The sequence below is a fragment of the Cupriavidus consociatus genome, assembly GCF_017814975.1.
In the GTDB taxonomy this organism is placed as follows: domain Bacteria; phylum Pseudomonadota; class Gammaproteobacteria; order Burkholderiales; family Burkholderiaceae; genus Cupriavidus; species Cupriavidus consociatus.
This window is the reverse complement of sequence record NZ_JAGIQA010000033.1, coordinates 39,399-54,977: the sequence shown is the minus strand read 5'-3', so window position 1 is coordinate 54,977 and position 15,579 is coordinate 39,399. Positions and strand designations below refer to the sequence as shown.

General features: G+C 64.3%; 10 protein-coding genes and 4 pseudogenes. 5 read left to right on the top strand and 9 right to left on the bottom strand.

What is annotated here, in order from left to right; all coding sequences use genetic code 11:
- Positions 1 to 12 precede the first annotated feature (12 nt).
- From J8I82_RS31815 to J8I82_RS31790, 6 genes are read right to left on the bottom strand one after another with little or no spacing between them, the layout of a single operon-like run.
- Positions 13 to 993, bottom strand: a complete 981-nt coding sequence (locus J8I82_RS31815; protein WP_209763572.1) for a Bug family tripartite tricarboxylate transporter substrate binding protein — start codon at positions 991 to 993, stop codon at positions 13 to 15.
- A 52-nt stretch (positions 994 to 1,045) separates the two neighbouring features.
- Entirely contained in the window at positions 1,046 to 1,813 is a 768-nt protein-coding gene (locus tag J8I82_RS31810; protein WP_209763571.1) for a 2-keto-4-pentenoate hydratase, read from the bottom strand.
- The gene (gene dmpG, locus J8I82_RS31805; protein ID WP_209763570.1) at positions 1,810 to 2,847 is read right to left on the bottom strand and encodes a 4-hydroxy-2-oxovalerate aldolase; all 1,038 of its coding nucleotides are present in this window, start codon (positions 2,845 to 2,847) and stop codon (positions 1,810 to 1,812) included. The genes J8I82_RS31810 and dmpG overlap by 4 nt, the downstream gene beginning before the upstream one ends.
- A gap of 11 nt (positions 2,848 to 2,858) precedes the next feature.
- Positions 2,859 to 3,806, bottom strand: a complete 948-nt coding sequence (locus tag J8I82_RS31800; RefSeq protein WP_209763569.1) for an acetaldehyde dehydrogenase (acetylating) — start codon at positions 3,804 to 3,806, stop codon at positions 2,859 to 2,861.
- 1 nt (position 3,807) lies between these two features.
- Positions 3,808 to 4,629, bottom strand: a complete 822-nt coding sequence (locus J8I82_RS31795; RefSeq protein ID WP_209763567.1) for a 2-keto-4-pentenoate hydratase — start codon at positions 4,627 to 4,629, stop codon at positions 3,808 to 3,810.
- Between the two features lie 19 nt (positions 4,630 to 4,648).
- Entirely contained in the window at positions 4,649 to 6,112 is a 1,464-nt protein-coding gene (locus tag J8I82_RS31790) for a 2-hydroxymuconic semialdehyde dehydrogenase (protein ID WP_209763565.1), read from the bottom strand.
- A 163-nt stretch (positions 6,113 to 6,275) separates the two neighbouring features.
- On the opposite strand from J8I82_RS31790, the gene J8I82_RS31785 reads away from it, so the two are divergent.
- Entirely contained in the window at positions 6,276 to 7,235 is a 960-nt protein-coding gene (locus J8I82_RS31785; RefSeq protein ID WP_209763564.1) for a LysR substrate-binding domain-containing protein, read from the top strand.
- A gap of 74 nt (positions 7,236 to 7,309) precedes the next feature.
- On the opposite strand, the pseudogene J8I82_RS39735 reads toward J8I82_RS31785, so the two are convergent.
- Positions 7,310 to 7,700 (bottom strand): annotated as a pseudogene (locus J8I82_RS39735) (adenylate/guanylate cyclase domain-containing protein); the annotation flags it as partial.
- A gap of 155 nt (positions 7,701 to 7,855) precedes the next feature.
- A pseudogene (locus J8I82_RS31775) lies at positions 7,856 to 8,753 on the bottom strand (sensor histidine kinase); the annotation flags it as partial.
- 6 nt (positions 8,754 to 8,759) lie between these two features.
- On the opposite strand from J8I82_RS31775, the pseudogene J8I82_RS31770 reads away from it, so the two are divergent.
- Positions 8,760 to 9,102 (top strand): annotated as a pseudogene (locus J8I82_RS31770) (FAD-dependent oxidoreductase); the annotation flags it as partial.
- Positions 9,103 to 9,105: 3 nt separating this feature from the next.
- Positions 9,106 to 9,321: pseudogene (locus J8I82_RS31765) on the top strand (NAD(P)(+) transhydrogenase (Re/Si-specific) subunit beta); the annotation flags it as partial.
- Positions 9,322 to 9,621: 300 nt separating this feature from the next.
- On the opposite strand, the gene pdxR reads toward J8I82_RS31765, so the two are convergent.
- Positions 9,622 to 11,133: a MocR-like pyridoxine biosynthesis transcription factor PdxR gene (gene pdxR / locus J8I82_RS31760; protein WP_245180344.1), complete on the bottom strand. Its 1,512-nt coding sequence runs from the start codon at positions 11,131 to 11,133 to the stop codon at positions 9,622 to 9,624.
- Positions 11,134 to 11,393: 260 nt separating this feature from the next.
- On the opposite strand from pdxR, the gene J8I82_RS31755 reads away from it, so the two are divergent.
- Both J8I82_RS31755 and J8I82_RS31750 read left to right on the top strand, forming a co-directional pair.
- Positions 11,394 to 12,290, top strand: coding sequence for a carbon-nitrogen hydrolase family protein (locus J8I82_RS31755; RefSeq protein WP_209763563.1), 897 nt, complete (start codon positions 11,394 to 11,396; stop codon positions 12,288 to 12,290).
- A 266-nt stretch (positions 12,291 to 12,556) separates the two neighbouring features.
- Positions 12,557 to 15,490: an aminotransferase class I/II-fold pyridoxal phosphate-dependent enzyme gene (locus J8I82_RS31750; RefSeq protein WP_209763562.1), complete on the top strand. Its 2,934-nt coding sequence runs from the start codon at positions 12,557 to 12,559 to the stop codon at positions 15,488 to 15,490.
- Positions 15,491 to 15,579: the final 89 nt, after the last annotated feature.

Here is a 15,579-nt window from a genome sequence, read left to right as displayed (position 1 = left end):
TCATGGATGCTGTCAGTCCTGCGCAGTGAAGCCGGTCTTCTGCACGATGGCACGCCAGCGGTCGATTTCAGACTGGGCGTATGCCTGGAAGGCGGCGCGGCCGGAAAAGGCGGGCCGTACGCCTTGCTCGGCGAGCCGGCGCTGCAGGTCCGGACGCTCCATCACCACTCCGATCTCATGCTCGAGTCGCTGGAGGATGGCTTCGGGCGTGCCCTTGGGCGCATAGATGCCATACCAGCCTGTCGCCACGACGTCGCCATAGCCGGCCTCGGCCATGGTCGGAAGCTCCGGCGCGGCGGCCTGGCGCGCACTGCCTGTCACGGCAAGCAGCCTGACTTTGCCGGCCCTGGCCAGTTGCTGGGCGACCTGCAGGACTACGAAGCTATACTGCACTTGCCCGCCAACCAGATCGGTCACCAGCGGGGCCGAACCCTTGTATGCCACATGCTGCGCATCCGTTCCGCTGCTCCTTGCGAACATTTCACCGGCAAACTGCGATGGCGAGCCGGAACCGAAGGAGCCGAAGGCGGCCTTGCCCTTGTTCGTCCTGAGCCAACCGACCAGGTCAGCAACAGTCTTTACCGGCAGCGAGGCGGGCACGGCCAGCACCAGTTCGAACTCGACCAGGCGGGCGACCGGCGCAAAGTCGCGCAGCGGATCATAGGGAATGCGCTTGAAGGTAGCGGGGTTCAGCGCCATGGTCTGGGCGAATCCCATCAGCAAGGTGTAGCCATCCGGCTGGGCGCGGGCTGCGGCCTGTACGCCGATGAAGCCGTTGGCGCCGGCGCGGTTGTCGACCACGACCTGTTGCCCGAGCCGTGCGCGCAGCGACTCGCCGATCAGCCTGGCCACCGCATCGGGCGTGCCGCCTGCCGGACCCGGGACGATCAGCGCGACCGGCCGCTCAGGATAGCTGCCTGCGTGCGCGGCCTGGCCAGGCGCGGCCAGGGTCAAGGCAGCAATGCAGGCGTTGCGAAGATGGTTCCAAAACATGAGGGTCTCCTCCTGATCGGCCCGACGGCTGACGCCACCCGGCCGGTCGTATTCACACCACGTGGAAAGCGGCACTGCCCAGCGCGCCCATCGTCGCGCAGACATGATTGCCACGGGCCAGGGCTTCGGCAGCGGTGGCCGCGCCGGCCATGACCAGGCTGCCGGCCGGGAGCACGGTACCGGCCTGGGACAGCACTTGCGAAGCCTGCACCAGGCTGCGCAGCGGATGCCCCAGGATCGCGGCGGTCGAGCCGGTCTGTACGACGCGGCCATCGATGCGCAGCACGACGCCGAGATTGGCCAGCGCGTCGAACTGGCGCGACCATGGGCCCACCACGAGTCCGGCCGACGAGCAATTGTCGGCAACCACATCCTCGAGTGTGAAGCGGAAGTCGCGGTAGCGCGAATCGATGATCTCGATTGCGGGCGCCACGGCCTCCAGGTAGTCGGCAGCCTCCAGCAAGGTCAGCGGCCGGTCGATGTCGCGCCGGGTCAGGAAGCAGATTTCCGGCTCGGCGCGGGGGTGGATGTAGTTGTCCAGCAGCACGCGGCCGCCGTCTTCCTCCACCATGGCATCGGTCAGCCAGCCCCATATAAGGCTGTCCACGCCCATCTGGACCATCTTGGCGCGGCTGGTGAAACCCAGCTTGATGCCGATGCGCCGCTCCCCGCGCTGGCGGCGGTGCTCGATCGACATGGTCTGGATGGCGTAGGCCTGCTCGATCGAGAACGGCGTGGTGGCACTGAATTGCGCAACCGCCTCGGCGCCGCGTGCGGCGTCGTCCAGAGCGGCTGCGATGAATGCGTTACGGCTGATCATGCTGCCTCCTTGCGCTTGCCGGTGCCGGCCTGCAGCAGGTCGAGCGCCACGTCGACGATCATGTCTTCCTGGCCTCCAACCATGCGGCGCCGGCCCAGCTCGACCAGGATGTCCGCGGTCTTGAGCTGGTATTTGGCGGCCGCGCTTTCCGCGTGACGCAGGAAGCTCGAGTACACCCCGGCGTAGCCCAGCGCCAGCGTTTCGCGGTCGACGCGGACCGGGCGGTCCTGCAGCGGGCGCACGATGTCGTCGGCGGCATCCATCAGGCGGTACAGGTCGCAGCCATGATGCCAGCCCAGCCGTTCGGCCGCGGCGATGAAGACCTCGAGCGGCGCATTGCCGGCGCCGGCGCCCATGCCGGCGAGGCTGGCATCGATCCGGTCACAGCCTTCCTCGACCGCGACGATGCTGTTGGCGACACCCAGGCTGAGGTTGTGGTGGGCATGGATGCCGGTTTCGGTCTCGGGCCGCAGCGCATCCCTGAAGGCGCGGAAGCGGTCGCGCACGCCGTCCATGGTGAGGGCGCCGCCGGAATCCACCACATAGACGCAATGGGCGCCGTAGCTTTCCATCAGCTTCGCCTGTTCCGCCAGCGTGGCGGGGGAGGCCATGTGGCTCATCATCAGGAAGCCGGCGACATTCATGCCCATGGCGCGTGCGGTCTCGACATGCTGGCGCGCGGTGTCGGCCTCGGTGCAGTGCGTGGCCACCCGGACCACGCGCGCGCCGGCTGCATGGGCTTCGCGCAGGTCGTGCACGGTGCCGATGCCCGGCAGCAGCAGGGTGGCGACCTGGGCGCGCTGCACCGTCTCGGCCACGGCGGCAATCCATTCCACGTCGGCATGGGCACCGAAGCCATAGTTGAAGCTGGAACCCGCCAGGCCATCGCCGTGTGCGACTTCGATCGAATCGACGCCGGCCTCGTCAAGGGCGCGTGCAATGGCGCGGACCTGCGCCACCGAATACTGGTGGCGCACGGCGTGGCTGCCGTCGCGCAGGGTCACGTCGGAGATATAGAGGTTCTTGTTGGTCATGGTCGGGTTCCTCAGGCTGCCGCCGTGGATGCGGTCAGGCCGCTGCCCAGCGATTCCGCCACGCGTTCGGCGCAAACCAGCGCGGCACTGGTCATGATGTCCAGGTTGCCGGCATAGGCGGGCAGGTAGTGCGCCGCGCCTTCCACTTCCAGGAAGATGGTGGTCTTCAGCCCCGTCTTCCGGCCGAGGCCCGGCACGTTCACCGGGCCGTCGATGCGGTCGAACTGCACGCGCTGCTTGAGCCGGTAGCCGGGCGCATAGCCCTGCACGCGTTCCACCATCGCCTGCACGGCGGCCTCGATCGCGCCGGTGTCGGCTTCGTCGGTCAGGCAGCAGACCGTGTCACGCATGATCAGCGGCGGCTCGGCCGGGTTCAGGATGATGATGGCCTTGCCGCGGGTGGCGCCGCCCACGGTCTCGATGGCGCGCGAGGTGGTCTCGGTGAACTCGTCGATGTTGGCGCGCGTGCCGGGGCCGGCGGACTTGCTGGCGATCGACGCCACGATTTCCGCGTAGTGGACCGTGGTCACACTGGCCACCGCCGCCACCATCGGGATGGTGGCCTGGCCGCCGCAGGTGACCATATTGATGTTCGGCGCATCCAGATGCACGCCGGCGTTGACGCTGGGCACCACGTACGGGCCGATGGCGGCCGGCGTCAGGTCGATGACCCGCACGCCGTGCGCCTGCAGCGCTGCGTTGTGGCCGGCGTGGGCGCCGGCGGACGTGGCATCGAAGGCGATGCGGATGTCGCCGAAGCCCGGCATCGCCAGCAGGCCGTCGATGCCTTGCGCCGTCACCGGCACGCCGAGCCGCGCCGCGCGTGCCAGGCCTTCGGAGGCGGGGTCGATGCCGACCATGGCGCCCATCTCGACGTGCTTGCCATGGCGCAGCACCTTGATCATCAGGTCGGTGCCGATATTGCCGGAACCGATGATGGCAACTTTGCAGGGGTTCATGTCAGGCGTCTCCTTTGCTGGTGGCCTGGAACGACGCCGTCACGGCGCCCAGTCCTTCGATGCGGACGGTAAAGACGTTGCCCGGCTGCACCGTCACCATGGGGCCGAGGGCACCGGTCAGGATGATGTCGCCGGCCCTGAGCGGCGCACCGACGCGGCTCATGGTGTTGGCCAGCCAGACGGCGGCATTGAGCGGATTGCCAAGGCAGGCCGCGCCGGCGCCGACCGAAACCGGTTCGCCGGCCAGTTCCATGCTCATGCCGCAGTTGACCAGGTCCAGGTCACGCAGGCTGACCGGCCGCGTGCCCAGCACGAACAGGCCGGAAGAGGCGTTGTCCGCGATGGTGTCGGTCAGGCGGATATCCCACCCGGCAATGCGGCTGCCGACGATCTCGATCGCCGGCAGGGCAAAGGCGGTGGCCCGGATCACATCGGCAACGGTATGAACGGCATGCGGCAGGTCGCGCTCCAGGACCAGGGCGATTTCCGCCTCGACCTTGGGCTGCAGCACGTCGCCGCAATCGATCTCCTCGCCGTCCTGGCGCGCCATGTCGACAAAGAGCATGCCGAAATCCGGCTGGTCCACGCCCAGCTGGCGCTGCACCACAGTGGAGGTGAGGCCGATCTTGCGGCCGGCGACGCGGCGCCCGGCATCGAGCGCGCGCTCGGTGTTGTGCTGCTGGATGGCGTAGGCCAGCGCCACCGGATCGGCGCCGGCGCCGGCGGCCTGTGCAATGGCATCGCGCACGGGCGGGCAGGGTTGGCCATGCTCGGCGGCGGACCAGAGTTGGTCCGCGGCCTTGATGAGTTCTGGGTTTAGCATGCGGGTTCTCGCGACGGGCTCAGGGGTTGACGCAAATGGTGGTCAGGGAGGAGTAGAAATCCAGAGAGTGGCGTCCGCCTTCGCGGCCGATGCCCGACAGTCGGGTGCCGCCGAAGGGCGTGCGCAGGTCGCGCAGGAACCAGGTGTTGACCCAGACGATGCCCACGTCGAACTGCCGGGTCACGCGGTGCGCGCGCGCCAGGTCGCGGGTCCAGACCGAAGCCGCCAGTCCGTAACGGGAATCGTTGACGCGCGCGACCACTTCATCGTCACTGTCGAACGGCGCGATATGGCAGACCGGGCCGAACACCTCTTCCTGCACGCAGCGCGCCGAATCGGGCAGACCGGTCCAGATGGTGGGCTGGACATAGGCACCGTTGTCGCGCGCGTCGCCGAAATGCGGCACGCCGCCGCCGGCGACCACGGTGGCGCCTTCCTCGCGCGCCAGCGCAAAGTAGGACAGCACCTTGTCGCGATGGCCGTGCGAGATCAGCGAGCCCATTTCCACGCCGTCGGCGTCGGGATAGTCGATGCGCAGCGCTTCGGCGCGCGCCTTCATCGCCGCCACGAAGCGCTCAAAGATGGGACGCTCCACGTAGACGCGCTCCGAGCACAGGCAGACCTGCCCGGTATTGGTGAAGCTGGAGCGCATCACGCCCGCTACCGCCTTGTCGAAGTCGCAGTCGGCGAACACCACCGCCGCATTCTTCCCGCCCAGCTCGAAGGACACCTCCTTAACGCCGTCCGCCACGGCCTTCATGATGGTGCTGCCGGTTCGGGACTCGCCGGTGAAGGTGATGGCATCGATGCCCGGATGCCGCGACAGGAACTCACCCGCCGAACCGCCGCCGAAGCCGTGCACAAGGTTGAAGGCGCCCGCCGGCACGCCGGCTTCGTGCATGACCTCGGCCAGCAGCGTGGCGCTGCCGGGCGTCTCCTCGGAAGGCTTGACCACCACCGCGTTGCCGCAGGCCAGTGCCGGCGCGACCTTCCAGGTCATCAGCAGCATCGGCAGGTTCCATGGCGAGATGATCCCCACCACGCCATGGGGCTTGCGTACCGTGTAGCTGAAGACATCGCCATCAGCCGTGCGCATGTCGAAGTATTCGCCACCGGCCTGGCCGGCCAGTTCGGCAAAGGTGCGGAAGTTCTGCACGCCGCGGCGGATGTCCAGCGCGCGCGCCTGGTGTTGCGGGCGGCCGGTGTCCGCGACTTCCGCCGCCACGAAGGCATCGAAGCGCCTCTCGATGCCGTCGGCAATTGCATGGAGCAGCCTGGCGCGCTCGGCGGCGCTGGTCTTGCCCCAGGGGCCCTCCATGGCGGCGCGCGCGGCTCCGACCGCGCGATCCACCAGGCCGGCATCGGCCTCGCAGACCTGGCCGATCACGGTGCCGTCGACCGGCGAGATATTGGGAAAGATTCTGGCCGCCTCCTCGAAGCGGCCATCGACGTAGTTTCGAAACAGGATGGGGCGTGACGACACGGTGCAGTCTCCGGGCGATGATCTGGGACGCAGTGTAGGCAGCCGTTGTATTCCTGAAAAATGAAAGTTTCGTCGTCGTGTATTACTAACTAGAATAGCAAGACTGCGGGCCGGGCATCCGCATCATCCGGCGCCTGGCCTATCCCTTGTCCCCCGCATCTCCATGGCACATCACGCGAACTCCCTGGGCAGGAAACTGCGCTTTGCCCAGATCATTATTTTCGAGCAGGTGCTGCGCAGCGGTTCAATCCTGCGCGCCGCTCAGGAACTCAACCTGACGCAGCCAGCGGTCACCAAGGTGGTCCATGAGCTGGAGGGCCATTTCGGCGGGCCCCTGCTGGTGCGGGGCAACCGCGGTGTCACCGCCACGGAACTCGGCGAGCTGGTGGCGAGGCGGTCGAAGTCCCTGCTGGCGGAGTTGCGCCATATGACCGACGAGGTCAACGCCTTCCAGGAGGGGGCCGCCGGACAGGTGCTGGTCGGCACGCTGATCTCGGCGTCTGCGGTGCTGCTGCCGCGTGCGATCCAGTTGCTCAAGGCGCGGGCGCCCGCGGTGGTCGTCACTTTGCGCGTGGGCCAGATGGATCAGTTGCTTCCCGCGTTAAGCGTGGGCGACCTCGACCTGGTGGTGGCAAGGATTCCCGACGACGGCGGCTGGCAGGGCAAGTCGCCCGGACTCGAAGCCGAGGCGCTCTATGCGGAGCAGCTTTGCGCGGTCGGGGGCGCCCATCATCCTCTGGCTTCGCGCAACTTCGCCAGCCTGGCGGACATGCTGGCGTTTCCGTGGATTCTCCCGACGCGGGATTCCTCCCTGCGTCGGACGGCCGAGCGGCTCTTCTTCGAAGCCGGGCTGGGCGCACCGGCGAACGTGGTCGAATCCCTTTCCGTGCTGACCAATGTCGCGCTGATGCTCGACCAGCAAACGGTCGGCCTGATGCCGCGCACGGAGGCGCAGCAGTTCGCGGACGCGGGCATGCTGGCCATCCTGCCGCTGGCGGAACTTCCGGGATTCGGCGAGATCGGCTGCTTCGCCTGTTCCGGCCGTGTGCCGGCCCAGGCGGTTACCCTGTTCAAGGCCTGCCTGCGCGATGCCGCCACGCAGGCCTTGCAAGGTACGCCGTGAGCGGCTGCTGCAGCCGGCGTTCAGCCCTTAAGGCCCTTGTCGGCTGTCTGCCTGCCGTATGCGTCGGCCTCTCCTCATCTGGGCGCGTCGGTGGCTCTCCCAACCAAGAGCCAGGTGGGCAAGTCACCAATGCCCTTCGCTGCAACCAGGCCGCGCTCCTCTACCACGAACGGCGGACCGAGTCGCTTCCGAGTAGCTGCCGTCACCTGAACGCGGCCGGCAATGCCCTGCGACTCCATCCGGCTGGCGATATTCACGGTATCACCCCACAGGTCATATATGAATTTTCTTCGCCCGATCACGCCCGCTATGATCGGCCACAGGCCGGGGCAGACCGGCGACCGCCATATAGGAATCGCCAATTGTCTTGATCTTCTCGAGTCCCCGGCTGTCTGCGATATCGTCGAAGCCGGCAAATATCTCATTCAGTACTGCCACAAGCCGTTCGGGGCTCAGGGTGGGAGAGAATCTGGTGAATTGCACGAGGTCGGCAAACAGTACCGACACTTCTTCGAACTTTTCGGCGATGACTTCCGGGGGACCGGCGGTCGTGAGATCGGAGCGCAGCTTCAAACGCTCGGCGATGGGGGCGGGGAGCAGGTTGAGCAACAGCCGCTCCGTTACCTGTTGTTCGCAGACGAGCTGATCGTAAAGGCGTCTGAGTTCGCTACTCTGGCGAACGATCGTCTCCCGGCTCGCTTCCAGTTCACGCACCGTTTGCTCGAGCTCCTTTCCATGCTGCAACGAATCGGCTTGGTCAGATAGCGGAAGAATCCTGCAGCCATGCCCTTCTCGATGTCGCGCGGCATGGCGTTCGCACTGAGGGCGATGACGGGAATGCGGGCTGTCTTCGCGTCTTCGCGAAGACGTCTCAGCGCTTCGATGCCGTTGATATCGGGGGTGGATATCCATCACGATGACGTCGGGCAGCGCGGCGCGCGCGAGCTCGACGCCAACGGTTCCATTGATCGCAGTCAGCAGTTGCACGTCTGGCTGGCGCGCGATGAGCTGCTCGACGAGCTTCAGGTTGGCGGGGTTGTCTTCGACATACAGCAAGGAATGCACCGAAGCGGGGGCCTGCGGTTGCGCCTGGGCCGGTTCCGCAGGTTCTGCACGTTCACGATCCATCTCCGGCGGGCGTGCAGCGGGCAGGTCGACCCAGAATACGCTGCCCACGCCAACTGTACTGTCGGCCCCGATGGCGCCTCCCATCAGCTCGGCCAGCCGCTTTGCCACGACGAGGCCGATGCCCGTGCCTTCCACGGGGCCCCCCTTGTGCCCGAGCCGGTTGAACGGCTGGAACAGTTGTGCGAGCCGTCCCGGTGCCAGGCCTGCGCCGGTGTCGCGCACGCTGACGCGGACGCGATCGTCGGTCACGCTCAGCACTTGCACCTCGACCGTTCCCTGGTCCCGGTTGTACTTGATCGCATTGGACAGCAGGTTGAGCAGGATTTGCTTCAGGCGGGTCCGGTCAGCGCGGACGAAACACGAGTCGGGCATTGGGAATCGAATGCGAACGGCGACAATTCGGCCGCGTGCGACTACATGCAGCTCGACAGCATCAAGCACAGCGCGCAGGAAAAGCGTTTCATCGGCGGCTCGCAGGTCCTCAGCAACAGGATGGCACAGCCGCTTGGCACGAAGCTGCGGCTGTCGTGCCCGGTGCGCCGGATCTCGGATTGGGACCGCGAGGTCGTCACGCTGCACACCGACCAGGGCGAAGTGCGCGCGCGCCACGTCATCATGGCCATCCATCCGGCTTTGTGCGATCGCGTGCGGTTCGAATCCGCCGCAGCCGGCCAGGCGTGCCGCGCTGCAACGCGCCTGGCCAGCCGATTCGCCCGCGCGCAAGACGGCCATGGTCTACGGCGTGGTCAACCCCGCGGCCAAGACCGATCCCGAGTCGCCGATCGCCGGGATGCCGATCCTGGAGGCGTACAAGGCCAAGACCATCATCGTCAACAAGCGCTCGATGGCAGCCGGCTACGCGGGTCTCGACAACGAGCTGTTCTACATGGACAAGACCATGATGGTGTTCGGCGACGCCAAGAAGGTGGTCGAGGACATGGTCAGGGCAGTGGAGTGATTTTGTGACGGCCAACAGCGCCAGGTGTGCACGGCCGCTTTGCCGATACCGTCAGCGCACCGCATCAGATTTAAAAGATCCCTAATACAACGCAAGGAAGTATGAGATGGCAATCAGGACAGTGGGCATCGTCGGTGCCGGCTCGAACCTACCGCGATTTCTCCTACGGGTGCGAACTGCGGTAGCGCGGTGCGTTGCCACATCCGATGTGCGCTTGGGCAAAGCAACAAAGGGACGTTGGGAAGGTTGTCAAGATGCAGGGCTATAGCAGCCCTGAAGACCAGATTGTTCCCTTTCCTTTCATGAGATGTCTCGGCCAGGTTCGCGCACCAGTTGGATAGCATGCGCCAGCTTGGCAACCGACGACGCAATCTCTTCGTTGCTTACGCCGCCGTAGCCGAGAACCAGGCCGTTCTGGGAGTTCTGCTGGGAAGCAAAATATGACGAAAACGGCCGGGCAACGATACCGTGGGCAAGCGCGCAGCGCGATACGAGCTGGTCGTGAGCGTGCCGCAGCTTGACGGTCAGGTGCAGTCCTGTATCCGTTCCGACGATATCGATCTCCTCGCCAAGCTGGTGCTGCAGTTCGCTTGTCAGCAGGGCCTGCCGTTCGCCATAGATCTTGCGCATCTTGCGTACGTGCGCCGCGTAATGGCCATCCGCAATGAATTCCGCCAATGCAGCCTGTATCAAAAGCTGTCCGCCACGATGCAGCTCAGACTGTGCCACCGAAAAAGCATCGGCAAGTCCTGGCGGAACAATGAGGAAGCCGAGCCGCAAGCCGGGGTAAAGAACCTTAGAAAAGCTGCCTACGTAAATCGTATTGTGATGCGGATCCAGACCCTGGAGCGAGGGCAAGGGAGCACCCTGATAGCGGAACTCGCTGTCGTAGTCGTCCTCGATGATCCAGGCGCCGTGGCGATGCGCCAGCTCAGTCAGCAGCCGGCGCCGCGCCAGGCTCATCACCGCGCCGCTCGGATACTGGTGTGACGGCGTGACGAAGATCAGGCGCGGTGGTTCGCCCGGCGAGACGGGCGGCTGGATGCCTTGCTCGTCGACCGGCAGGCTATCCATCTGCAGGCCGGCCGAGCGAAAGATGCTGCGCGCCCCCCAATAGCAGGGATCCTCAACCCAGATCCGGTCGCCGTGGTCGGCGAGCATGCGCGCGCACAAGTCGATGGCCTGGTGGCTGCCTTGCGTCACGATGATCTGCTCGGGCGAGCAATCGACACCGCGCGCCAGCGCCAGATATTCCGTCAATGCGCGCTTGAGGGGCGGGAAGCCATGTCGGCTGCCATAGCCCAGTTGCTCCTGGCTGGCGAACTTCCAGGCCTTGGTGATCAGCCGTTGCCATACGCCGCGGGGGAACTGGCTGACGTCCGGAATGCCGGGGACGAAGGCACCTGCCTGCACGTCCGATACGCCGACGTGGGCAAGCAGCTCGCGTGCGCGCTGCGACAGGCGTGATTCGTCGCCGGGATACGGCGGCTGCTGGTCCACGCCGGCCATGCTTGCCAGCAAGGCCGGGTCGGGAGCCGTATTGCCTACATACGTGCCACTGCCGCCGTGCGTCTGGGTGTAGCCCTCGTCAGTGAGGCGGTCATAGGCATAGAGGACTGTATTGCGGGCAATGCCCAAGTCCTGTGCCAGTTCCCGCGTGGGTGGCAAGCGGGTGCCGGGCGACAGCTGCCCGGCGAGGATCGCATCGCGGATATCATCAAACAGCTGCCGGTTCAGCGGCACGCCCGAGCGCACCGGGGTGCTCCAATGACTGCGCGCGAGAAGCCAATCGGTCAATGGCGTCTCTTTCAATTCTTGGCTCCATCCGAAAATTTGTACCGGTACTATACAGTGGGGCCAACTGGCTTGTAGAGTAGATCCCATCATGTCGCTGCATTACCACAGAACTATTTCAACAATGCGGCAATTCAATCAGGCAGTCGGCATTAGCTTATGGAGATGGGAGCGCCGCAACCGGGCTGGCGCTTAATTAATTCCCGAGAACTATGACGGTGCTCCGCCAGCGCTGCGGATATACCGGGCGGTAAGATTTGTGTTTCGTGAGGCATTAAATGAAGCGTTTTGCAGTAGCAGGTATTCAAATGCCGGTTTCGGCATTCGATGAGAACATCACGCAAATGAATCGCTACCTGGCGCATGTCAGGCACCGTTTTCCCTGGGTCGATATGGTGATGTTCTCGGAACTCGCCGCCTTTGGTCCGAGCCCGGCCAAGGCGGTGGAAATGCCGGGCGCCGAGGAGGTCCGGTTGTGCGAGATGGCGGCCAGGCATGGCTTGTGGCTGATACCAGGCTCGCTGTTCGAGCGCCGCGACGGCGCGATCTATAACACCGCGCCCGTCATCGATCCCGCCGGCAATGTGGTGGCGCGGTTCCGCAAGCTGTTTCCGTTCCGCCCCTACGAGCAAGGCATCGCCGCGGGCAACGAGTTCGTGGTGTTCGACGTACCGGACGCCGGCCGCTTCGGCATCTCAATCTGCTACGACATGTGGTTCCCGGAGACGACCAGAACGCTTGCAGCCATGGGCGCCGAGGTGATTCTGCACCCGACCATGACGGATACGATCGATCGCGATATCGAGTTGTCGATCGTGCGCGCGTCGGCGGCAACCAACCAGGTTTATTTCTTTGACATCAATGGTGTCGGAGATGGCGGCGTGGGGCGCTCCATTGTGGTCGATCCTTCCGGTTATGTGCTGCATGAGGCTTCGTCGGGTGCCGCGGAGATCATTCCGGTGGAGATCGATTTTGAGAAGGTGCGGCGCGAGCGCGAACGTGGCTTGCGCGGCCTTGGCCAGCCGCTCAAGAGTTTCCGTGACCGGGAAGTGGAGTTTCCCGTCTATCAGCGCGGCAGCGGTGCCGACGCATATCTGCATACCTTGGGGAAACTGGTCAAGCCAGGAGTCAGCGAAAACGCACAGCCGCAAGTGAGCGGTCCTGCCGGGGAGTAACTTCGCGGTACCCCGGATCGGCCTCATGCTCCCCGGCTGAACTGGCGCGATCGCATTGGAGACGATTATCGGATGGGAACGCATGCGCTGTCCCAGGGAGACGCTTGTCGTCGGCTTTGTTATGGGATCCTTTAATCATGGCCCATGGAAAATGCACGACAAGCGCAAAACAAGATCACAACCATCGATTAAGCAGCTAAGACTCAAATTCGGGTTCGCACGCGCGCATCCGGGTATTGAGAATATCTCGCTGGCGGAGGAATAACATGACACGCAGCACCGCAAGAAAAGCGAAAACCGGGCAAAACGTTTCCCTGAACCGCTATCGCAGTGTCTGGGAGATGCGCGCGGATGGCTGGATGAACCTGACCGACGATCTGGGTCGGCTGGTCAATCTCGGACGCGAATGCAATGAGTTCGTCGAGCGCCACGCTCGTGTCACCGAAACCCTGTCAATGCTTGAGCCGATCGAGCGGTTCTGGGCGTTTCCGGGCTACCGTCTGTTCGAGGAACTGACCGCCTGGTTCGCCAGTGGAGACCTGCACCGGCTCAATATTGCAGTGCATCGCATCAATCGCATGCTTGCCAGCGATACCTATCGCCACAAGAAACTGTCGCTCGAGGCCGAATCCGAGGAGCCGTCCGAGATCGAGACGGAAGAAGAGATGCAGGCCCAGATCACGCGCCCATATTTTGAGGTGCTGATCGTCGACGACATGTCACGCGAGGATGAAGAGGCCCTGCGCAGGCGCGTCCAGCGCAAGCAGCGCGTGGATGACCCCTTCGTCTGGGATGTCGTGGTGGTGCCGAGCTTCGAGGATGCCCTGATCGCCACGCTTTTCAACTTCAACCTGCAGGCATGCGTGATACGGCACGGGTTCCCGTTCAAGTCGGAGTATGAACTGGACCTGTTGCGCAAGTTCCTGGACGGGCTGGACGAAGGCATCGAACAGCAGCCGGAGTCCGAGCGAGGGCCATTGCTCGGACAAAAGATCGCAGAACTGCGACCCGAGCTCGACCTGTACCTGGTGACTGATGTTAAGGCCGAGGAAATCGCCTCGCGCGTCGGCGAAGTCTTCAACCGGATCTTCTTCCGGGAGGAAGACCACACCGAGCTGTACATGTCAATCATGAAGGGGGTGTCGGAGCGATACAAGACCCCGTTCTTCACGGCGCTGAAGGAATACTCCAAGCAGCCAACCGGCGTATTCCATGCCCTGCCGCTGGCGCGCGGGAAGTCGATCATGAATTCGCACTGGATCCAGGACATGGCGCAGTTCTATGGCCTGAACCTGTTCATGGCGGAGACGTCGGCCACCTCGGGAGGGCTGGATTCGCTGCTTGATCCCATCGGCCCCATCAAGGTTGCGCAGGAGTATGCAGCACGTGCATTCGGGGCTCGCCGCACTTTCTTCGCCACCAACGGCACCTCGACCGCAAACAAGATCGTGGTGCAGGCGTTGGTAAAGCCCGGCGATATCGTCATGGTGGACCGCAACTGCCACAAGTCGCATCACTACGGCATGGTGCTGGCGGGCGCAAAAGTGGCCTATCTTGACTCTTATCCGCTGAACGACTTCTCGATGTACGGCGCCGTGCCGATCGCCCAGATGAAGCGCACCCTGCTGCGCTTCAGGCAGGCCGGCACGCTGGACAAGGTCAAGATGGTGCTGTTGACCAACTGCACGTTCGATGGCGTCGTCTATGACGTGAAGCGCGTGATGGAGGAGTGCCTGGCCATCAAGCCAGACCTGATCTTCCTGTGGGACGAGGCATGGTTTGCCTTCGCCCGCTTTCACCCGACCTATCGCCAGCGCACCGGCATGGATGCTGCATCGCGCTTGCGCCGCGAACTCGACAGTGACGACTATCGGCGGCGATACGAGGCCTTCGCCACATCGTTCCGCGGCGCTGACTGGGATGACGAGGAGAAACTCGTCGCCACGCGCCTGATGCCGAACCCGGACCGGGCACGGGTGCGCGTCTATGCGACCCAGTCCACGCACAAGACCCTGACCTCGCTGCGGCAGGGCTCGATGATCCACGTGTGGGACCAGGACTTCAAGGACAAGGCGGAAGAGGCGTTCCACGAAGCCTACATGACGCACACCTCCACGTCGCCGAACTACCAGATCCTGGCATCGCTCGATGTCGGACGGCGGCAAGTGGAACTGGAAGGGTATGAACTGGTGCAGCGGCAGATGGAGCTGGCCATGACCTTGCGTGAATGGATCCACACCCATCCGCTGCTGAAGAAGTACTTCCATTTCCTCAATGTGTCACGCGTGGTACCGACTGACTATCGTCCCTCGGGGATCGACGCGTATTACAGCCCCGAGTCCGGTTGGGCGAATATGGAGGCCGCGTGGCGCGTCGACGAGTTCGCGCTGGATCCGACCCGGTTGACCTTGTCGATCGGCTGCTCCGGCATTGACGGCGACACGTTCAAGAACAAGTACCTGATGGACAAGTACGGGATCCAGATCAACAAGACGTCCCGCAACACGGTCCTGTTCATGACCAATATCGGTACCACGCGCTCCTCCGTTGCTTACCTGATCGAAGTGCTGATCAAGATCGCCAGGGAGCTAGACGAACGAACCGCCGACATGAGCGTGATCGAGCGCCGCCTGCACGAGAAGCGGGTGGCATCGCTGACGCGGGAATTGCCGCCGCTGCCTGACTTTTCTCACTTTCACTTTGCCTTTCGTAGCGTCTGCAACAGCGGGCAAATCGAAACACCGGATGGTGATATCCGCAAGGCCTTCTTCATGTCCTATGACGAGGAGAACTGCGAATACCTCACCATGGCCGAGGTGGCGAAAGCCATTGCCAGGGGACGTGAGGTGGTGTCGGCGCTGTTCGTGATTCCGTATCCGCCCGGCTTCCCGATCCTGGTGCCGGGCCAGGTGATCAGCTCGGAGATCCTGGAATTCATGCAGGCCCTGGACGTGCGCGAAATTCATGGCTACCGCCCCGAACTCGGCTTCCGTGTGTTCAGTGAAGGCGCGCTCCAGCAACTGGCGCTGCAGGCCGCCGGTGAGGCCGCGGCGGCCGTCGCGGCGGCGGCCAAGGCGTCGGTGTCGACAGTGGTGGAGATATCGACGGCAATCGTCGATGAGGTCGCGGCAGGGCATATGGAACGCGCGGCGGAACGAACGACGGAACGCGCTGCGGAACGCCCTGTGCAAAAAAAATAGTCGGGCATGAAGCTGGCCATGACGGCCGGCTTCCCGCCGCAGAGCCCGTGTCAACAAGAAAACTATGCCGGACCTGGACCGCCAGGGGC